16 protein-coding genes and 1 pseudogene are annotated in these 17,515 nt (G+C 62.0%); 10 read left to right on the top strand and 7 right to left on the bottom strand.

Translation table 11 applies throughout. The features are described 5' to 3' along the window. Window positions 1-151 precede the first annotated feature (151 nt). Genes moaA through QN084_RS20540 form a run of 3 tightly spaced genes read left to right on the top strand, consistent with a single transcriptional unit; the run spans window position 152 to window position 2,059 of the window. Window positions 152-1,273 (top strand): GTP 3',8-cyclase MoaA, encoded by a 1,122-nt coding sequence (gene moaA / locus QN084_RS20550; protein WP_069695661.1) that lies wholly within the window; start codon window positions 152-154, stop codon window positions 1,271-1,273. Window position 1,274: 1 nt separating this feature from the next. Continuing rightward, window positions 1,275-1,559, top strand: a complete 285-nt coding sequence (locus tag QN084_RS20545) for a MoaD/ThiS family protein (RefSeq protein WP_069695662.1) — start codon at window positions 1,275-1,277, stop codon at window positions 1,557-1,559. 47 nt (window positions 1,560-1,606) lie between these two features. Further along, complete coding sequence (locus tag QN084_RS20540; RefSeq protein WP_083262003.1) at window positions 1,607-2,059, top strand: molybdenum cofactor biosynthesis protein MoaE; 453 nt, start codon at window positions 1,607-1,609, stop codon at window positions 2,057-2,059. Window positions 2,060-2,211: 152 nt separating this feature from the next. Here the strand turns inward: QN084_RS20540 and QN084_RS20535 are convergent, their stop codons facing one another. Then, on the bottom strand, window positions 2,212-3,714 hold the full coding sequence (locus QN084_RS20535) for an AAA-type ATPase lid domain-containing protein (RefSeq protein WP_069695663.1): 1,503 nt from the start codon (window positions 3,712-3,714) through the stop codon (window positions 2,212-2,214). Window positions 3,715-3,879: 165 nt separating this feature from the next. On the opposite strand from QN084_RS20535, the gene QN084_RS20530 reads away from it, so the two are divergent. The 7 genes and pseudogenes from QN084_RS20530 to QN084_RS20500 form a co-directional block, all read left to right on the top strand. Further along, window positions 3,880-4,926, top strand: coding sequence for an amidohydrolase family protein (locus QN084_RS20530; protein WP_069695664.1), 1,047 nt, complete (start codon window positions 3,880-3,882; stop codon window positions 4,924-4,926). Further along, a complete protein-coding gene (locus tag QN084_RS20525; protein WP_259362954.1) occupies window positions 4,923-5,741 on the top strand; it encodes an iron-sulfur cluster assembly protein in 819 nt (272 codons plus the stop codon). Before QN084_RS20530 ends, QN084_RS20525 begins: the two co-directional genes overlap by 4 nt. Continuing rightward, complete coding sequence (locus QN084_RS20520) at window positions 5,738-6,772, top strand: NAD(P)-dependent alcohol dehydrogenase (RefSeq protein WP_206599695.1); 1,035 nt, start codon at window positions 5,738-5,740, stop codon at window positions 6,770-6,772. Before QN084_RS20525 ends, QN084_RS20520 begins: the two co-directional genes overlap by 4 nt. Window positions 6,773-6,821: 49 nt before the next feature. Next, window positions 6,822-7,322, top strand: a complete 501-nt coding sequence (locus QN084_RS20515) for a DUF1097 domain-containing protein (protein ID WP_069695665.1) — start codon at window positions 6,822-6,824, stop codon at window positions 7,320-7,322. Between the two features lie 52 nt (window positions 7,323-7,374). Continuing rightward, window positions 7,375-7,692, top strand: a complete 318-nt coding sequence (locus tag QN084_RS20510) for a putative quinol monooxygenase (protein WP_069695666.1) — start codon at window positions 7,375-7,377, stop codon at window positions 7,690-7,692. 55 nt (window positions 7,693-7,747) lie between these two features. Beyond that, window positions 7,748-10,120, top strand: a complete 2,373-nt coding sequence (locus QN084_RS20505) for a thiamine pyrophosphate-binding protein (RefSeq protein WP_083262001.1) — start codon at window positions 7,748-7,750, stop codon at window positions 10,118-10,120. Window positions 10,121-10,258: 138 nt separating this feature from the next. Next, window positions 10,259-10,399 (top strand): annotated as a pseudogene (locus QN084_RS20500) (low temperature requirement protein A); the annotation flags it as partial. Window positions 10,400-11,058: 659 nt separating this feature from the next. Here QN084_RS20500 and QN084_RS20495 read toward each other — a convergent pair. The 6 genes from QN084_RS20495 to QN084_RS20470 are packed head-to-tail and all read right to left on the bottom strand — an operon-like array spanning window position 11,059 to window position 17,507. Then, window positions 11,059-12,084, bottom strand: coding sequence for a zinc-dependent alcohol dehydrogenase family protein (locus tag QN084_RS20495; RefSeq protein ID WP_069695667.1), 1,026 nt, complete (start codon window positions 12,082-12,084; stop codon window positions 11,059-11,061). 19 nt (window positions 12,085-12,103) lie between these two features. Continuing rightward, the gene (locus QN084_RS20490; RefSeq protein WP_069695668.1) at window positions 12,104-13,108 is read right to left on the bottom strand and encodes a Gfo/Idh/MocA family protein; all 1,005 of its coding nucleotides are present in this window, start codon (window positions 13,106-13,108) and stop codon (window positions 12,104-12,106) included. Further along, the gene (locus QN084_RS20485) at window positions 13,096-14,103 is read right to left on the bottom strand and encodes a Gfo/Idh/MocA family protein (protein ID WP_069695669.1); all 1,008 of its coding nucleotides are present in this window, start codon (window positions 14,101-14,103) and stop codon (window positions 13,096-13,098) included. Before QN084_RS20485 ends, QN084_RS20490 begins: the two co-directional genes overlap by 13 nt. Further along, on the bottom strand, window positions 14,100-14,975 hold the full coding sequence (locus QN084_RS20480) for a sugar phosphate isomerase/epimerase family protein (RefSeq protein ID WP_069695670.1): 876 nt from the start codon (window positions 14,973-14,975) through the stop codon (window positions 14,100-14,102). The genes QN084_RS20485 and QN084_RS20480 overlap by 4 nt, the downstream gene beginning before the upstream one ends. Before the next feature lie 16 nt (window positions 14,976-14,991). Further along, window positions 14,992-16,605, bottom strand: a complete 1,614-nt coding sequence (locus QN084_RS20475; RefSeq protein ID WP_206599696.1) for a GMC family oxidoreductase — start codon at window positions 16,603-16,605, stop codon at window positions 14,992-14,994. Between the two features lie 56 nt (window positions 16,606-16,661). Beyond that, window positions 16,662-17,507 carry a sugar phosphate isomerase/epimerase family protein gene (locus tag QN084_RS20470; RefSeq protein ID WP_069695671.1) on the bottom strand — a complete coding sequence of 282 codons (846 nt, stop codon included), beginning with the start codon at window positions 17,505-17,507 and terminating at the stop codon, window positions 16,662-16,664. Window positions 17,508-17,515: the final 8 nt, after the last annotated feature.

The raw sequence follows: 17,515 nt of genomic DNA, 5'->3' as shown, positions 1-17,515 counted from the left end.
CCCAACATGGTCCGGGCCACATCATTTCCTCTTAGGACTGTGCCTGCACACATCCGCATCCGGCCAAATCCATGAAATCCTGAAATTCGGCGACGAGCCTTGGGGCCAGTTCGGGTGCAAGCGCTCCGGGCCCCGTGAAAGGTGGAAACACATGAAGCAATCAACCCGGCGGGCAGTAGCCCTCGGAATCCCACTCGTTCCAAGCAACAGGGCGACTGCGGGCACTCGTGGTGTTGATGAGCGTCCCGACTCCCCTGCACTCGTCGACACTTACCGGAGAACGGCACGTGATTTGCGCGTCTCCCTCACCGACCGATGCAATCTGCGTTGCCAATACTGCATGCCCGCCGAAGGACTCGAGTGGGCGCCGGGTTCACTACAGCTTTCTGATGAGGAAGTCATCAGGCTGGTAGGAGTTGCAGTTGGGCAACTCGGTGTCCGCGAAGTCCGCTTCACGGGCGGCGAGCCCCTCCTCCGCAAAGGGCTCGAGAAAATCGTTGCGGCGACCGCCTCGCTGCGAACGGACGAAGGCAAACCGCCGTCCATGTCACTGACCACGAATGGACTGGGCCTGGCGCACCGAGCCCTCGGTCTGGCCAAAGCAGGGCTCGCCCGCGTGAACGTCTCTTTGGACTCCATCGACAGAGCGACATACGCAACAATCACCCGACGTGACAGGTTGCCGGAGGTGCTGTCCGGCATCAGAGCGGCCGCAGAAGCTGGAATGGCGCCAATCAAACTGAACGCCGTACTCATACGGGGCCTGAACCACGACCAGGCGATCGAGCTTCTGTCATATGCACTGGACAACGGATACGAGTTGCGGTTTATCGAGCAAATGCCTTTGGGGCCCCACGATGCCTGGAACCGGGAACAGATGGTCTCTGCAGACGAAATCCTCTCAATTCTTCAGAAGCGGTACGCCTTGGTGCGGACCAGTCCGGGCGATCGCGGATCGGCGCCGGCCGAGACGTGGGATGTACTCGACGGCAACACCGAACGTATCCTCGGCACGGTGGGGATTATCTCTGCCGTGACCCAAAACTTTTGCGGCGCCTGCGACCGAACCCGGTTGACCGCCGACGGACAAGTACGGACTTGCCTGTTCGCCACATCAGAGCATGACCTGCGCACACCAATGCGATCCGGCGCCACAGATGATGAGCTCGCCCACATCTGGCGCACCGCACACTGGGGGAAACTGGCCGGCCATGGGATTGACGATCCCAGCTTCCTTCAGCCGGAACGGTTGATGAGCGCGATCGGAGGGTGACATGGTGGGAACACAGGACATCTCGAGCAGAACTACGCTCAACCTGTTCTACTTTGCTGCCGCAGCTGAGTCGATGGGTCGCCACGAGGAGACAGTCACGGTGCCCAGCGGGGAAAGCCTTGAGTCGGTGGTGTCCGCTCTGGTGGCTTCTCGACCGGGCGCGGGACGAGTCCTGGAGATCTGTGCGCTTCTGGTCGACGGAGTGACCTTCCGGGACAGATCGGCGCCCCTTCCCGCCCGGGACCACCTGCGAATCGATGTCCTTCCGCCGTTCGCCGGCGGCTAATCAGCTGCGCCCTTCAATGTGACGGTCTTGAAATCGAGGAAAAACGCATGACTAACCTGGCACGCCTGCTACCGGCTGCTCACCGAGTGGCCTTTGCGGAAATTCGCGACGACAAAGCGGACGTTGAGCACTGTACGTCCATCGTGGAAGATTCCGCGGCGGGCGCTGTCGTCACGTTCAGTGGCGTGGTCCGGAACCACGACGACGGGCGGTCCGTGACCGGGATCGAGTATGTCGCCCACCCACATGCCTCCACCATTCTTGGTCAAATCGCGGCGGAAATCGCCGCCCGTGCAGACATCGATGCTGTCGCGGTTCAGCACCGTGTCGGGAGGCTGGGTGTGGGCGACGTCGCACTTGCGGCCGCTGTGTCTGCTGCGCACCGTGCAGAGGCGTTCACCGCGTGCGCCGACCTCGTTGACGAGATCAAAAAGCGCTTGCCGGTGTGGAAGCGTCAGGTCTTCCCTGACGGCAGCCATGAATGGACGGGCTCAGCCTAGGTCCTGACCGGGCAGCGACGGCCGTTCCAAGGGTCAATTCCGCAGGTCAACGCTGATTCGGTGACTCTTGGAAAATGTTGGGAAATCCTAGGTGGCATGTGGCCTCAACAACGTCGCCCGGCTTTTTGGAGACAAGTAGGCACGGCGTCCGCCTACTTCGGGATTGCGATCCCAAGCCTGGCCATGCGGCGGTAGATGGTGGCCCTGCTGATGCCCAATTCTGCTGCCGCACCGCTTACTGTTACTCCGGGTGTGGAGAGGCAGCGGACGATTTCGTCGCGTTCCACCACCTCGATCCGACTCAGGTGGCGGTTTCTCCCGCCCAGAAGGTAAGCAGGGAGATGGCTCACGTCAATGGTCTCAGTCTGGACAGCGGCGGCATGAATGACGCTGAAAAGCTCATCAATGTTCTCCGGCCAGTTATGGGCCATCAGTGCTTTTTCTGCCGCGCCGGTGAAGTTGATTTCCCGCAGGCGGGTTTGGCGGGCGGCATAGCTGGCCAGGTGCAGGACATCCTCGCCTCGTTCCCGCAGGGCAGGAACAGGAATCACCGTATCGATCATGCCCGCCAGGGGTTGCGGGATATCGTCGTGCCTTGCAGCTGTGACGCCCCATGCGAGCGCTGGCGTGCTCCCGCCCTGGGAGAGGGGAAGCGACCGAACTGCCCGGATAGCTTGGGAGTGGAGTTCCTGCGCCGCCCACGCGGGCAGCAGATCTACGTTTTCGACGATCACAGCGGTAGCAGGTTTGGCCAGTTCGGGCGCCCACAAGGACAGCCACGCGTCGACGTCGGCGGGGGCAGGGACGGCCGCTGAGATGATACGGCTCCCGGGCTGAACATGCCGCAGGGCCTGCGCCAGGAGAGTTGCGCGCCCGGCACCCTGCTCCCCTACGGCGGCAACAACCCGTCCCGCCGCCAGGGCACCACTGGCCTGGTCGACGGCGTTTGTCCAGGCCGACGAAATTTTCCGCACTGTTCCCGCTGCAGGCTCGAGCTTGCCTCTCTGGATGCGGAAGACGCCACCCTTCGGTCCGGTTTTTCCTTTGCGACCCTGCGATCTTGAAAGCATCAGGGCTGAGGTGTTGCCCGCAGCTGATTCCGCCAAAGCCAGCAGCAACTGCGGGGATGAGCGGGACCATGTTGTGATGTTGACACTGCCTTCCAGCAAGCCCGTGACGGGATCGAAGACAGGAACAGCCGCGCACGTGTACGTCCGGAGACTGGCGCTGTAATGCTCTTCCGCGCGTACGAGGGTCGGGATGCGGTCCGCAAGTGCCAATCCCATGCCGTTGGTCCCGGCATCCCTTTCGGAGAATGCGAAGCCTGGTGCCAGATGCGCCTTGTCCAGCGCCCTCAAGAGGGAAGTATCTCCGCTGAAGCGGTTGAGGAGCAGACCGTTGGCATCGGTGAGCATCAGGCTTAGGGGTTCGTTTGCCAGCGTGCTGTAGAGGCCGGTGAGCACCTCCTGGCCGCATTGGAAAAAGAGCGAGTCAGCCCCTGCAGGGCCAGCCCACGTCGGATCTACTGCCTCGGCGGAAACACCGTATTCCTCGCTCCGTTGCCAGGAAGCGAGGAGGCGTTTGTCCGGGGTAGGGAGCCGGCCGGCGTCATCGTGGCCCGATCCGGGATTTCCCTGGTCCGTGTTCGGCATCATCGCCGTCCTCCTCGTATCTATACCTCGAGGCTACTTCCTCCAAGGGATCCGAGTCGAAGGGCAAGCGTCTCAAAATGAGACACACGACACATGTTGACAGCTGTTTCACCAACCTAATGTCGGTGATGTCGCGACTACGGCAGTCGCGCCGGAAGGAGACCGGACATGTACAGCAAAGACGGCGAGAACTACTTCATTGTCGACGCCCACATCGCCCTGTGGGACGCCCGCCCCGAAAACCAGCGGAACGTCCCTGGTAAACAGTTCATCGATTGCTTCTATGACTACCACCGCAACCTCTCTCCCCACGCGGAACAGTGGACCTATGAGGAATTCCTCTACCAAGGCGGCCAACGTCTCATGAAGGATCTTTTCGAGGACGGCTACGTCGACCACGCGATCTTCCAGCCTGCCTACCTCGGCGCGTTCTACAAGCACGGCTTTGCGCAGGTGGAGGAGGCGTACGGACTCGCCGCGGCGAATCCGGACAAGCTCACGTACAACCACTGTTATGACCCCCGCGATGGTGAGGCAGGCCTCGACCGGCTGCGCGCCGATCACGAAAAGATGGGCTTCAAAGGCGTTAAGCTGTACACCGCCGAGTGGCACGGAGAATCGCGTGGATACAAGCTCTCGGACCCTTGGTCCTACCGGTACTTCGAGGAGTGCCGCAAACTCGGCATCAAGAACATCCACATCCACAAAGGACCTACCGTACGCCCGCTCGACCGGGACGCATTCGACGTCGCCGACGTCGATCATGCAGCCTCAGACTTCACAGATCTGAACTTTGTGGTTGAGCACGTCGGCCTGCCCCGACTGGAAGACTTTTGTTGGATCGCCACGCAGGAGCCCAATGTTCATGGCGGCCTGGCCGTCGCGATGCCTTTCATGCACACGCGGCCGCGGTACTTCGCCCAGATCATCGGAGAGCTCATCTATTGGATCGGAGAGGACCGTATCCAATTCTCCAGTGACTATGCCATTTGGACGCCCCGCTGGCTGATTGAGCGGTTCGTTGACTTCCAGATTCCGGAAGACATGACCGAATATGCCCCGCTCACCACTGCCCAAAAGAAGAAGATTCTGGGACTCAACGCCGCAAAGATGTACGACATCCCGGTGCCCGCAGAGCTGCAGCTCCCCGCTGCAGATGAGACGAAGACAGGACCCCGACAGCCCGAACGCGCCGATCTGGCAGGCGTCCGGTGACGGCCGTGTACGTCGGTCCGGCAGTTGCATCCCGCTGGGATGTCACCGAGGAGGACATCCGCCGGGCCTTGGACGCTGTGCTCGACCCGGAACTGGATGAACCGATCACCGATCTCGGCTTCGTTCGCTCCCTCAACGTCGAGACCGTCTCCGGTGGGGCCAGGGTGGAAGTTCACCTGCGCCTTCCCACCTCCTTCTGCTCGCCCAATTTCGCCTACCTCATGGCGTCCGACAGCAAGGATGTGGTCTCTGCGCTCCCCGCGGTGACGCAGGTGGTGGTCGAGCTGGACGACCACCACGACTCCGATCTCATCAACGCCGGGCTCGCCGCGGACGCCGGCTACCGGGGCACGTTCCTGCATGAAGCCGAGGACAGCCTGGACGAGCTGCGGCGAATGTTCCAGCGCAAGGCCCACACCGCCGCGATGGAACGATGCCTCACCGATCTGTTGCGCACCAACACCGGCATCGAGGAGACGGCGTTGGGAACCATTCGTCTCCGGGACCTTCCAGCTGGACGGAAGAAGGAGGCGCTGCTGCGCCGACGCTCAGCACTTGGCTTGCCCGAGGGCGCGGATTCGATTGTCCTGGTTGACCACGAAGGGCAGCCTTATCCTCCGGACGCGGTTCCGATGGCACTGCGTCGAGCCCGCTCGACACGCATTTCCATTGATGGAAACGCACATTTCTGCCGGGGTCTGCTGCGGACACGCTATGAAGGATCCGGCGCGGACCAGACAGCACGACCCGAGGGCGCTGAAGCCGCAGACCACCACGAATTACTTCCACTTACAGTCAAGGAGATTCACCCATGAGCACCATGCGGGCCATTCAGGTCGTCGGCTACCACGAAGGCCTGAAAATGGCAGAAGTGCCGGTTCCCCAAGTCACTGGCCCCTTTGACGTCGTCGTCAGAATCGGCGGAGCCGGGGTATGCCGCACGGACCTCCACATTCTCGAGGGCCAATGGGCGGAAAAATCGCAGGTCCACCTGCCTTATACCATCGGCCACGAGAACGCCGGATGGGTGCACGCAGTCGGTAGCGCCGTTACCAACGTTAAGGAGGGCGACAAAGTCATCCTGCACCCCCTCATCACGTGCGGCTTGTGCCGTGCCTGCCGTTCCGGAGACGACGTGCACTGCGAACAGAGCAAGTTCCCCGGTATCGACACCAGCGGCGGATATGCCGAATACCTGCTGACATCCGCCCGCTCCGTCGTCAAAATCGACGACTCCCTGGAGCCTGCCGACGTCGCAGCCCTGGCCGACGCCGGCCTCACCGCCTATCACGCGGCCGCCAAGGCGGCGAAGCGGCTGACCGCAAGGGATACATGCGTTGTCATCGGCGCCGGAGGGCTGGGCCACATAGGTATTCAAGTCCTCACAGCCCTGACACCGGCCCGCATCATCGTTGTCGACCGTAATCCAGCTGCCCTGGACCTGGCCAAGAAGATCGGAGCACATGAAGGCGTGCTGGCTGACGGGTCACAAGTCGAGCAGGTCATGGCCCTCACCGGCGGTCATGGAGCGGAGGCACTCATTGACTTCGTCGGCGAAGGCGGCGCGACCGCCCAAGGCCTCGCCATGCTGCGTCAGGCAGGCGATTACTACGTAGTCGGCTACGGCGAGAACATCGACGTCCCTACCATCGACATCGTCTCAGCCGAGATCAGCATCATCGGCAACCTCGTCGGCTCCTATAACGATCTTCAGGACCTGATGGCCCTGGCGGCCCGGGGTGCCGTTACTCTTCATACCCAGAAATACGCCCTCGATGACTTCCAGCAGGCGATCAGCGACCTCGACGCGGGCAAAGTGCGCGGCCGGGCCATCCTCGTGCCCTAAAGAGACCAGCCCTGGGGGACCGACGCATCAACAAATAGAGAGAATCGACATGAAACCATACATTGGCGTAGGTATTGCCGTCGGTGCACTAGCCGGAGTCTGGACCCAGATAAGCGTCGAACTTGGCCTCATCACCTGGGTGGCGTTCGTCGCATGGGCATGCTTTTTCGCCGCAGGAGGAAACCGGGCAGGATTTTCCAAAGGACTCGCGGCCAACCTGTCAGGCGTCATCTACGGGTGGCTGGTTGCGCTACTGACCAGCTGGGCGCAATTCCCCGGCGCGCTCGCCATTGCCGTGGCTCTTGCCGCACTTGCCATGTGCCTGCAAGCAGGCTGGGCGCCGCTCTCCTTCATCCCGGGCGCGTTCGCCGGGACAGCCGTGTTCTTCGGAACGCAGCTGTCTTTTTGGCCCAGCGCCACTGCTCTCGTTATCGGCGCCGGGCTGGGATGGGTTTCGGCAATTCTGGGCGAACGTATACAAGCCCTAATCGGTAACGGCCCGGCTGCACCTGCGACCGATGAGCAGAAACGTGCAGTCGAAACAGCCTGACCACTATCTCGGACCTGTCCCTCAAAACGGGGCTTATCAAAGGGAAACAGAATTGATCTTTATCACCGCAAAATTCTCCGTCCTGCCTGCCCACGCCGACGCGTGGCCCGAAATCTCCAAGGACTTCACCTCCGCGACCAACGCCGAGGAAGGTTGCTTGTTCTTCGAGTGGTCCCGCTCCATCGAAGAACCCTGCACCTACGTCCTCATTGAGGCTTTCCGCGACGATGAGTCCGGGGCAGCCCACGTGCAGTCGGCCCACTTCCGGGAAGCTTGCGAGAAGCTTCCCGGATATCTTTCTGCGACGCCGGACATAGTCAACGTCAAGGTAGAAGGCTGGTCGAAGCTGGGGGAACTGGCAGTCAGCTAACCGGATCGACTTGAGGACTTTTCGTTTGTAACGCTTACTTGTACAGGAGACCATCATGAGGGTGGAAGATTTTCAGACCACAGCCGCGATCCCGGGCACCGCCGGACTTGGGGATGCAGGGTCCGGGACAGCAGTTCTGGAGAGTATTGCCCGGCGGGTGCGCTGGACCGCCACCGCGATTGTGGATGCCGCCAACCGCGGCCGCCCCAACGTCAGCGGCATCAAGGTCGGCGGCCACCAGTCCTCCAGCGCCTCCATGGTTGAAATCATGACCTCTCTTTGGTTCTCCGAACTGACCGAGGCGGACCGCGTGTCAGTCAAGCCCCACGCCTCCCCTGTCCTGCACGCCATCAACTACCTCCTTGGCGACTTGGACGAAAACAAACTCAGCACACTCCGGCAAAAGGGCGGCCTGCAGAGTTATCCCAGCAGGTCAAAGGACCCTGACACGGTGGACTTTTCCACCGGGAGTGTGGGTATCGGAGCCACAGCCACCATCTGGGCAGCCATGGCACACCGCTTCGTCAGCGACCGGTACGCTGCATCACGGAAATCCGGTCGCTTCATCGGACTGCTGGGCGACGCGGAGCTGGACGAGGGCGCCATCTGGGAGGCTGTCGCCGACCCCTCCGTGGGGCAACTCGGCGAGCTGCTCTGGATCGTCGATTTGAACCGGCAATCCTTGGACCGGGTGGTACCGGACTCGCAGATTATGCGCCTGCAGGGCATGTTCGAAGCCGCTGGCTGGCAGGTCCTAACCCGGAAGTGGGGAACCCGGATCCAGGAACTCTTCGCCCACCCAGGCGGTGCGGACCTACGCCGCCGGCTCGAGACCATGCCCAACGAGGAATACCAGCGCATACTCCGCTCCCCCGACTCAGAGATCTTCGACCGCTTGCGCTCCAGCGATTCGACCCCCGCCATGGAAACCCTGCTCAGTTCCCTCACCGCCACGGAACAGGCAGCCGCGGTACGGGATCTCGCAGGACATGACATCGGACTGCTACTCGACACTTACAAGCAAGTCGACCCCACCCGGCCCTCCGTCATCTTTGCGTACACAATCAAAGGCCGCGGCCTTGCCACCGAAGGACATCCGAACAACCACGCTGCGCTCCTGTCCACAGATCAGATGGAGATGTTGGCCAAAGCCTCCCGAATGAACCTTGGCGATCCATGGCGCAAATTCCAGCCGGGCACTGTCGAAGAACGGGCTTGCTCCCGAGCATCGCTCCGGCTCAGGCGCCGGCACCCCGAGCCGGCATCGTCCCCCCAAAATCCCGCTTCGCTGCCGTGGAGCTACGGTGACAGAATTTCCACGCAAGCCGCCCTGGGACGGTTCCTGTCCGACCTGAAACGGGCAGCGCCTGAGGTGGCCCACCGTGTCGTCACCTGCAGCCCCGACGTGGCCTCCTCCACCAACCTCGGCGGCTGGATCAACAAAACCGGAGTCTGGTCCGTTGGTGAACGCCAGGACTGGTTCGCGGACGACGTCGAACGGGTCCTCCGCTGGATTGAGAACTCCCACGGCCAACACATCGAACTAGGCATCGCCGAAACCAACCTCGTGGGCCTGGTCTCCGAGCTCGGTTCCACTTGGAGCCGCTGGGGCCAGCCGCTGATTCCGATCGCCACTATCTATGATCCGTTCGTGGCCCGCGCCCTCGAACCGTGGTCCTTCGGGATGTACGCCGGAGGCCAGTCCATCCTGGTCGGGACACCGTCTGGTGTGACTCTGGCACCGGAAGGGGGCGCCCACCAGTCCCTCACCACTCCCTCCATCGGTCTGGAACAGCCGGAATGTACAGCCTGGGAGCCGGCCTTCGCCCAGGATCTGGAATGGTGCATGCTCGAAGCCATGAGCCGGATCGGCATTCCCGGAGGACGCTCAGCGTACTTCCGGCTCACCACCCGCCCACTGGATCAGGCCTTGGCCGCCCTACCGACGGACGCGGTGCTGCTGGAGCGGCGCCGTAGGCACGCGGTGGCCGGCGGTTACCGGCTGAGCGACCATGACCCGGTCGAGGAAAAGGTTACTCTGGTAGGCGTCGGGGCAATGATGCCAGAGGTCATCGCCTCGGCCGCACGGCTCAAGACACTTGGCATCAGGGCGGGCGTCGTTTGCCTCACCAGCCCTGATCTGGTCTTCGAATCCCTTCAGAGCCGCAATTCGCCGAACCCTGAAACCCATGCGATCGGATTGGACATCGTTGACGCGCTCTTTCCACGACACGCCCCCTCGCCGCTCGTCACGGTCCAGGATGGACACCCGCACACCTTGTCCTTCCTGGCCGGGGCCCGAGGGGACCGCACAATCTCCCTGGGAGTAAGTGACTTCGGTGAGTCCTCCGATCTACAGGATGCCTACCGCATCCACGGCATCGACGAAGCCTCGATCGTCAACGCGGCGCTGAACCTGGTTCGCTGATATCCACCTGATGCTTGCCGGCACTGTCCGTTCCCCCTTGACTTCCCCCACCCCGTCGTCAGTCTTGCAGACAGCAGGAGGGGCGTCCGTCCGTTCCTGGTCCAGGGGAGGATACTGACGGTCCGTGCCAGGTCGCTGATGCGTTCCGCAACCCCCGGCGACCGAGTCACTCGCGTTGAGTTATTCTTCGATCTGGTCTTTGTCTTCGCGCTAACGCAGCTATCACATCATCTGCTGGGACATCTCTCCTGGGTGGGTGCCGGAGAGACGTTTGTGATTCTTCTAGCCGTCTATAAAGTGTGGGTTCGTCCCGCCGTGCTGCCAGCGCCCTTCCGACGAGTTCCTCGGCCGCGCCGCTGCCGTACATCTCGGCGGTATCAACCACGGACATCCCCACATCCAGGGCCACATGGATGCCGCCGTCTCCCGAGCAGCGTGGCCGGAGAACTCGCCCATGCCCCACGTTCCGATGCCCAGCACCGGGACAGCTTCACCGGTGGGAAAGTATCTTGCCCATCGTCACTCCCGTTGGAAATGCCCGTTCCCTCGGTGCAATGCACGACGTCAGGTGCTTCTCGTCCAGACCATGGCAACACGCGCCACGCCGGTTGTTCGCGAAGAGACCATGGACTCCGGAACAGACGAAGCACCGTGCCGACCCCCGTGCCAGCCACCGGGTGGTCGGGGTGTAATTGCGCTACGCGGACAGTGACCCTGTCCGCGTAGCACCCTGTTTTCTTCAAATCTACTCCGCCGCAGAAGAACACGACAGGTGGCCCAGGGCTTAGCTCCCGATGGTGCAAACCCGATGCCGACACGCGCCCAAACCCCTACAGAGACCGCCGGGTTACTTTCACCTCGACCACGGCACCTCGGGGAGCACTATGACTCCGGAGAGGACGTGGGTCCGGTTGAGACACGTGAGTCCTGACTTGCGTTCAGGTCGATTGCAGTGTCTGGGATTCGGCGGCCCCTGGGCGAATCTGGAGTTTGCGGCCCGTACCCTTCCGGAAGGTTTCCATGGCCGTGTCATAGTCGTCCAGGGTGAAGGCGTGGCTGAACATCGGCTTCACGTTAATGGCCCCCGCCGTGAACATCTCTACAGCCCGCCCGAAGGTGTGCCGGGCCGCCATGGACCCGACGATGTTGATTTCGTCCTTTGTGATGCTCAGCGGCGAGTACCGGGCTTTAGCATCGACTGCCGCTACTCCAAACTGCTGAAAATAGCCGCCCGGCTTCACCCGCGGCATGCCGTCTTCCATGGCCGCGATAACCCCCGTGCAGTCGATGACAACGTCCCAGTTCTCGCGATCAAGATGATCGGCACCCGTGGCAACAATGTCGACGCCAACCTCTCTGGCGAGCTGCAGGCGGCTCTCATTTGGGTCCACGACGCTCACCGATGCCGCTCCGGCGCGCGGGGCAAGCTGAGCCAACAACAATCCCATGGTGCCCGCGCCGTAAATCAGGTAGTGCTCACCGATTCTGCGCGGAAGGATGTCGAGCGCCCGTATGGCGCAGGAAATGGGTTCGATCATCGTGGCATCGAAGAGGTCTGCATCCGGGGCGAGGGCGTACACGTTTTTCGCCGGGGCGAGGATAAGCTCAGCCGACGCGCCGTGGCTGCTGATCACTCCCATTGAGTCCCAGTTGCGGCAAAGGTTGTTGCGCCCGTTCAGGCAGTACTCACATTCCCCGCAAGTCATCGTCGGATCGATCGCCACCCGGTCCCCGACAGAGAATCCGGTGACCGCCTCACCGATTGCCTCGATCGTGCCTGTGGCCTCGTGGCCGGGAATCATCGGAAATTGGCCGCCGAGGTAGTCGCCCTCGAATACGTGGATGTCCGTGCCGCACATTCCGACCGCTGCCACCCTGACCAGGATGTCCTTGGGGCCGGGGCTCGGGTCCGGCAGGTCCTTGACGGAGAGTTGGCCAGGTGATTCAAATACAACCGCGCGCATGGGCTGTCTCCTTCGTAGGTTATGCGAATAATTCAGGTGAAAGACGGACGGGAACGCCGGTGGAGGCAGATTCAAGGGCTGCGATGGCCACGGCCGTCGCTATCAGGCCGTCCCTGCCCGAGACCCTCGGCTTCCGGTCATCCCGGATGGCTGCCAGGAAATCGTCGATCATGAGCTGATTGGTATCCAAGCCCCACTGGATCCAGCCAAAGTTCCGGTCCCCGCCGAACTGGGTCAGCCGCTGGCTGAAGAGATCCGCGTCCGCCCTGCCGCCGTCCCCGACCACGGAGAGCGACATCCCGCCCCACGTCGGATAATTCAGCGGCCGGTTCCAGCTGCAATCGATGGAAGCGAAAACGCCACCAGGATATGTGAGCATTACAAGGCCGGAGGTCTCAACGGTCACCGACTCCGAGTGGACGATGCGGTTGCTGACCGCGTAGACCTCCTCCGGAGGTGTGCCAAGGATCCAACTATAGGCATCGGCAAGGTGCACGATATGGTCCATCATCGCGCCCCCGCCTGCCAGGGCGCGGTCCGCGAACCACGAGCGCTCCCGCATGGGCATGACGCTTTGATTGGTACCGGAGAACGCCCGGGCATGACCGAGTTGCCCGCCGATCACCAACTCCCTCAGCTGGCCAAGGGACTTGTCGAAGCGCAGGGGGAAGGCGGTCATCAACGGGACCCCAGCCTTCATGCAGCTGTCGACAATCGCCTGTGAGTCCTCCAGGTCCACCCCGAGCGGTTTTTCACACAGGACGGCCGCACGGGCGTCCGCCGCCTTCTCTACCATTGCGCGGTGATGCAGGGTTTCGGCGCAGACGAGCACCCCGTCAACGCCCTGGGCGAGAAGCTCATCGGCGTCCGGGTAGTACGCCACCCCATATTTCCGAGCCCAGGCGGCGCCACGGGCTGCATCCCAGTCGTAGACGCCGACGACCTGGGCCCCGGCCTCGCGCAGGTTCTGGATGTAAGCGTCAACGTGCAGATGAGCCACACCCAAAATGCCTATGCGCTCCATGTATTTACCTTTCCCATTGATTCAATCGCGACAGGCTGACCCGTCCGCGCGGATTGCCGCACGGCCGCCGCCAACTGAACCGCGGCGAGGGCGTCGCGGGCCGTGATGGCCGGACGTGCTGTTCCGTCAATTACGCCAAGGAAGTTCTGCAACTCCAGTTCGAACGGGTTGGCCGCCAGCGACATGTCACCGAGACCTGTGCTGCTGTCATTTCGTTCTTCGTGCAGCCGCAGGGCCAACGGCGTGGTGTCAGCTGATGAGCATCCAAGAACACCGTGTTCGCCTGCGATTTCGAAGCTTGTTCGGAATTCCGGGGCGGGGCTTGACCAAGAGCTTTCGATGTGGCTGATCGCACCGCCGGAGTGCTTAAGGATGGCGATTGCGTGCCCACGCGAATTCGTCGCTGATTTGGCAAACACCGAAACTACTTCTCCAGCAATCCAGCGGGCATAGTCCAGGTCGTGGATCATGAGGTCGAACGCGATTCCACCCGATTTGCTGTCGTCCTGGAACCAGCTCGCCTCGCCGCGCTCCGGGGCAAAAGACAGACGGGACAGTCGAAGCACCGCCGGTTCTCCGATTCGGCCGGCCTCGACCGCCTGCCGTGCAGCCGTGTAGTCCGGGCTGTAACGGAGAATGTGTCCGACGTGCAGGTGCACACCGGCCTCTTCGAACGCTCGGATGACCTCCAGTCCCTCTTCGACGCTGAGAGAAAGCGGCTTTTCACAGATTGCCGGCTTGCCCGCCGCGGCCGCTGCAAGGGCAAATCCCGCGTGAAGATGCGTTGGGGCGCAGATGTCCACTATGTCCACCGCTGCCAGGAACATTTGGAGGTCGTCGTAGATGTCCACTTCCCGGTCTCGCAGATACGCGGGTCGCGGCGTTGCCGACCGTGCAAGAATAGCCGTCGGCGGGGAGCCGATAGCACGCCAGGCGGCCGCGTGGACTTCCCCCATGAACCCCGTGCCGATGATCCCGACTCTGCGTCCGCTCACGCCGATATCTCCTCACGGGCTGAGGGGATGGGGTCGTTACGGAAATCCGCCCAGCCGGGATGCTGCTTCAGCCGACGCCGGATGTCTTCGTAGGCGGCAAGGGACCGCCGGAGCTTCGAATAGACGTCCCCGCCCATGGAAAATCCCTGGATACCGATAGGCCCCGTGAAGCCGGTCTTCTGAAGCAAGCCCAGCAAATAGAAATTGTCCTGTTCACCCTCGTCCAGAATCTCGATCGTGGCATCCGTGCCGTTATCGCTGGGAACCCGGCGGCTGCCGCAGAAGTTGGCCCCGGACATGTGGGGGCTGATGCGTTCGAACGTCCGTTCCGGATGTTTGCCATCGGTGAGGTACCAGTGGTGGCTGGAGAACGTGATCTTGAGGTTCGGGTGGTCGACGGCCAGGCACAGGCGCATGGCGTCGTCGAGAGTTTCCATCCAGCACCCGATGTGGTGGTACAAGGACAGCGTGATACCGCGCCGCTCCGCGATGGGTAAGAGGTTCTTCAACATTTGTTCCACGGCAGCATCACCACGCGGGTCGGAATTCGTGTGTGCCTCAGGGCTGCCGAGGATAGCAAGGTCAACAAGCGTGCAGCCATCCATCGTCTTCAGCAACTCGGAAACCCGGCGCACCCCCTCGACGTCGTCCGGACCCGACACCGAGGCATAGACACCCGTAACCTCGATCCCGAAGCGCTCTTTGATTTCAGGAATCCTCGCTACATCGGCCCAGGATTGATCGCTCCAGAGCGTGAGGTTAATGCCGTCGTAACCGAGTTCGGCCAGCATTTCGCATTTGGCCTCGAGATTGTACGAGCCAAGCGAGTTATAGAACCAGGTGTCCAGAGCGAATAGGGCATTCGACTTCATGATCTCGATATTCCCTTCAGGCACTTAGCGCCAGGTCGTGGGTTTGGTCGGTACCGGAGTCAGGACCGGCTGCGCCCCGGGCCATAGCTACGAGCCGCTCCGCAACCATGACGATTGGCAGCATGGGGTTGGCAGCGGGAATGGTGGGAAGAACCGAGGCGTCAACGACGCGCAGGCCGTCACACCCGTAGACAAGGCCGCTTTGGTCGACCACGCCGCCATTGTCGATCGGGGCCATTTTGCAGGTCCCGGTGAAGTGGTAGCCGGAAGCAATCGTTCGGTAGATCGCCGCGTCCAGAGCCTCATCGTCCGCGACCGTTTCCGCATCCATGCCCAGCGGTTCATCCAGCAAGCCTGCCAGCGGTTCCGCGGTCAGGACCCGCCATCCGCGACGGACGATCTCGCGCATGACAGCCAGGTCTATCGGATCCGAAAGGTACTTGGGGTCCACGAATGGTAGTGCGGCAGGGTCCGTAGAGGTGATCCGGACAACGCCGGTGGACCGGGGTTTGTTGATGACACAGCCGATGCCGGCCACGTTGTCCAGCCCCTCGTTACCGGCTCCGGCCATGCCGCGGGCGCCGTCTCCGGTGGTACGAACATTCAGGTAGCTGAACATGGTCAACTGTGCGTCAAGGCTATCCGGCTGCTGGCTGGTGGAGAACCGCCATACAGCCTGGAGGCTGGCATCATCAGGAGACCAGGCCCCCTCACGGGGAGGTGCCATCAGGGGCACACAGCTGTGGTCGGCCAGGTTTTCGCCAACAGGAAGGTCCGCGATAAGCGGAACGTCCATTGCGGCGAGGAGTCCGGAAGGCCCGACGCCGGAGCGCTGGAGCAGTGCTGGTGTCACAATGGCGCCAGCGGACAGTATTACCTCACCGGCCATAACGGTGCTGCCGTCCGCCAGCTCAACGCCGTTCGCCCGGACACCATCGAAAAGTACACGCGAGACGAGGGTTTCCCCCCGCACAGTGAGGTTTTCGCGGTGACGGACCGGATTGAGATAGGCGGTAGCGGTGGAGATCCGACGGTTTCCGGCACGGCTTTGGGGCACCGGGCCGACGCCCTGCGCGTCGGGGGCGTTAAGGTCCCAGCAGTCCGGCGCCCCAACGCTGCGGGCACTGTCCACGAAAGCCTTCTGCAAGCGAGCGAGTTCCGGCTCCGCCGTTCGGGTAATCGGATAGGGACCGCCCCGCCCGTGGATGCCGACGCCGGGTGCGGTGTCGTCCTCCAGGTCCCTGAAGGCTGGGAGCACGTGGTCCCAGGACCAGTCGGGGTTTCCTGCGTCAGCCCACTCTGCATAGTCTGCCGTGGCTCCGCGAAGGGCCAGTGTGCCGTTGATGGCCGAGCCGCCGCCGATGAGCCGGGCTTGAGGAACCACAATTGTTGCGCCGTTCATTTCGATGTTGAGTCCCCAGTCGTGCCGGGGATCGACCTCGGGTGCATGGCCACGCATAGGAACGTAGCGCGATTCGTGTACACCGTCCGGCGTTGCTTCCTCGGTTGGGTAATCCGGCCCTGCTTCCAACAGCAACACCTTGGTACTCGGATTTTCGGTGAGGCGTGCGGCAACGACGCAGCCCGCTGTTCCTCCGCCGACGATAATGTAGTCAAATTCATTACTCACGGGATGGCCCTCCTGACCATGATTCTTTTTTCTACGCGGGCCTGCCGTGGCTGCCGCTAGTTCTGGTTCCAGCCGAATATTCGATCCATCGAGGCGGAAGCGTTGTAGACGCTCTGTTCGGGGTGCCACCGGTATGGCGTTACTTCCGCGGAGCAATAGTCGTTGAACCCGACGTCCGTCAAGGCCCTCAGGACCTCCGGAAAGTTCACGTCGCCGGAAAGCAGGTCCACAAAGGAACTCAGTCCTCCTGGGTTCGTGCGGTAGTCCTTCACATGGACCTTGACGATCCGGTGCCCCAGGATCTCGATCCATTGCTCGGGGAATCCCGTTCCGAGCGCATTTCCAATGTCGAAGTACGAACCCACGTAGTGGCTGTCGACTTCGTCAAGGAACCCACGCATTTCTCGAGGGGTGGTCAGGAACCGGTTCCACACGTTCTCCACCCCGATACGGATGCCTGCCGCCTCAGCGAAGGGCGCCAACTCGCTAAAGGCTTCCAAGGCGCGGTCATAGGCGCGGTCATAGCGGACGGTTTCGGCATCCGGAATGAAGTCCACCCCGACATAACCTGGTACAACCAATGCCGTTTCGGCCCCGAGGACCTTGGCGGTCTCAATCTGCACCTTGGTTGCATCCAGTGCCTTTTGGCGGACGACAGGATTATCGCTCACCATGTTGTACTGCAGCTGCAGCATCGTCGCCAAAGAGTGAATTTCGATTCCCAGCTCTTCGGCGCGTCCCCTGAGGGAGACCAGTTCCTGCGGGGAACTCTCGAGGCTAAGCTTCCCGGTCTCCCCCAGAACCAGTTCCGCGCCCTGAAAACCCGCCGAGTGCGACAGCCGGAGGACTTCCTCGGGTGACGTTCCGGGTGCAAACGACCAGGCGTTGATTCCTTTTTTCATGTTTGTTT

It is taken from the genome of Paenarthrobacter sp. R1, from assembly GCF_030264015.1.
GTDB lineage: Bacteria > Actinomycetota > Actinomycetes > Actinomycetales > Micrococcaceae > Arthrobacter > Arthrobacter ureafaciens.
The sequence above is the reverse complement of the archived record's forward strand: the minus strand, read 5'-3'. Positions and strand labels throughout refer to the sequence as shown.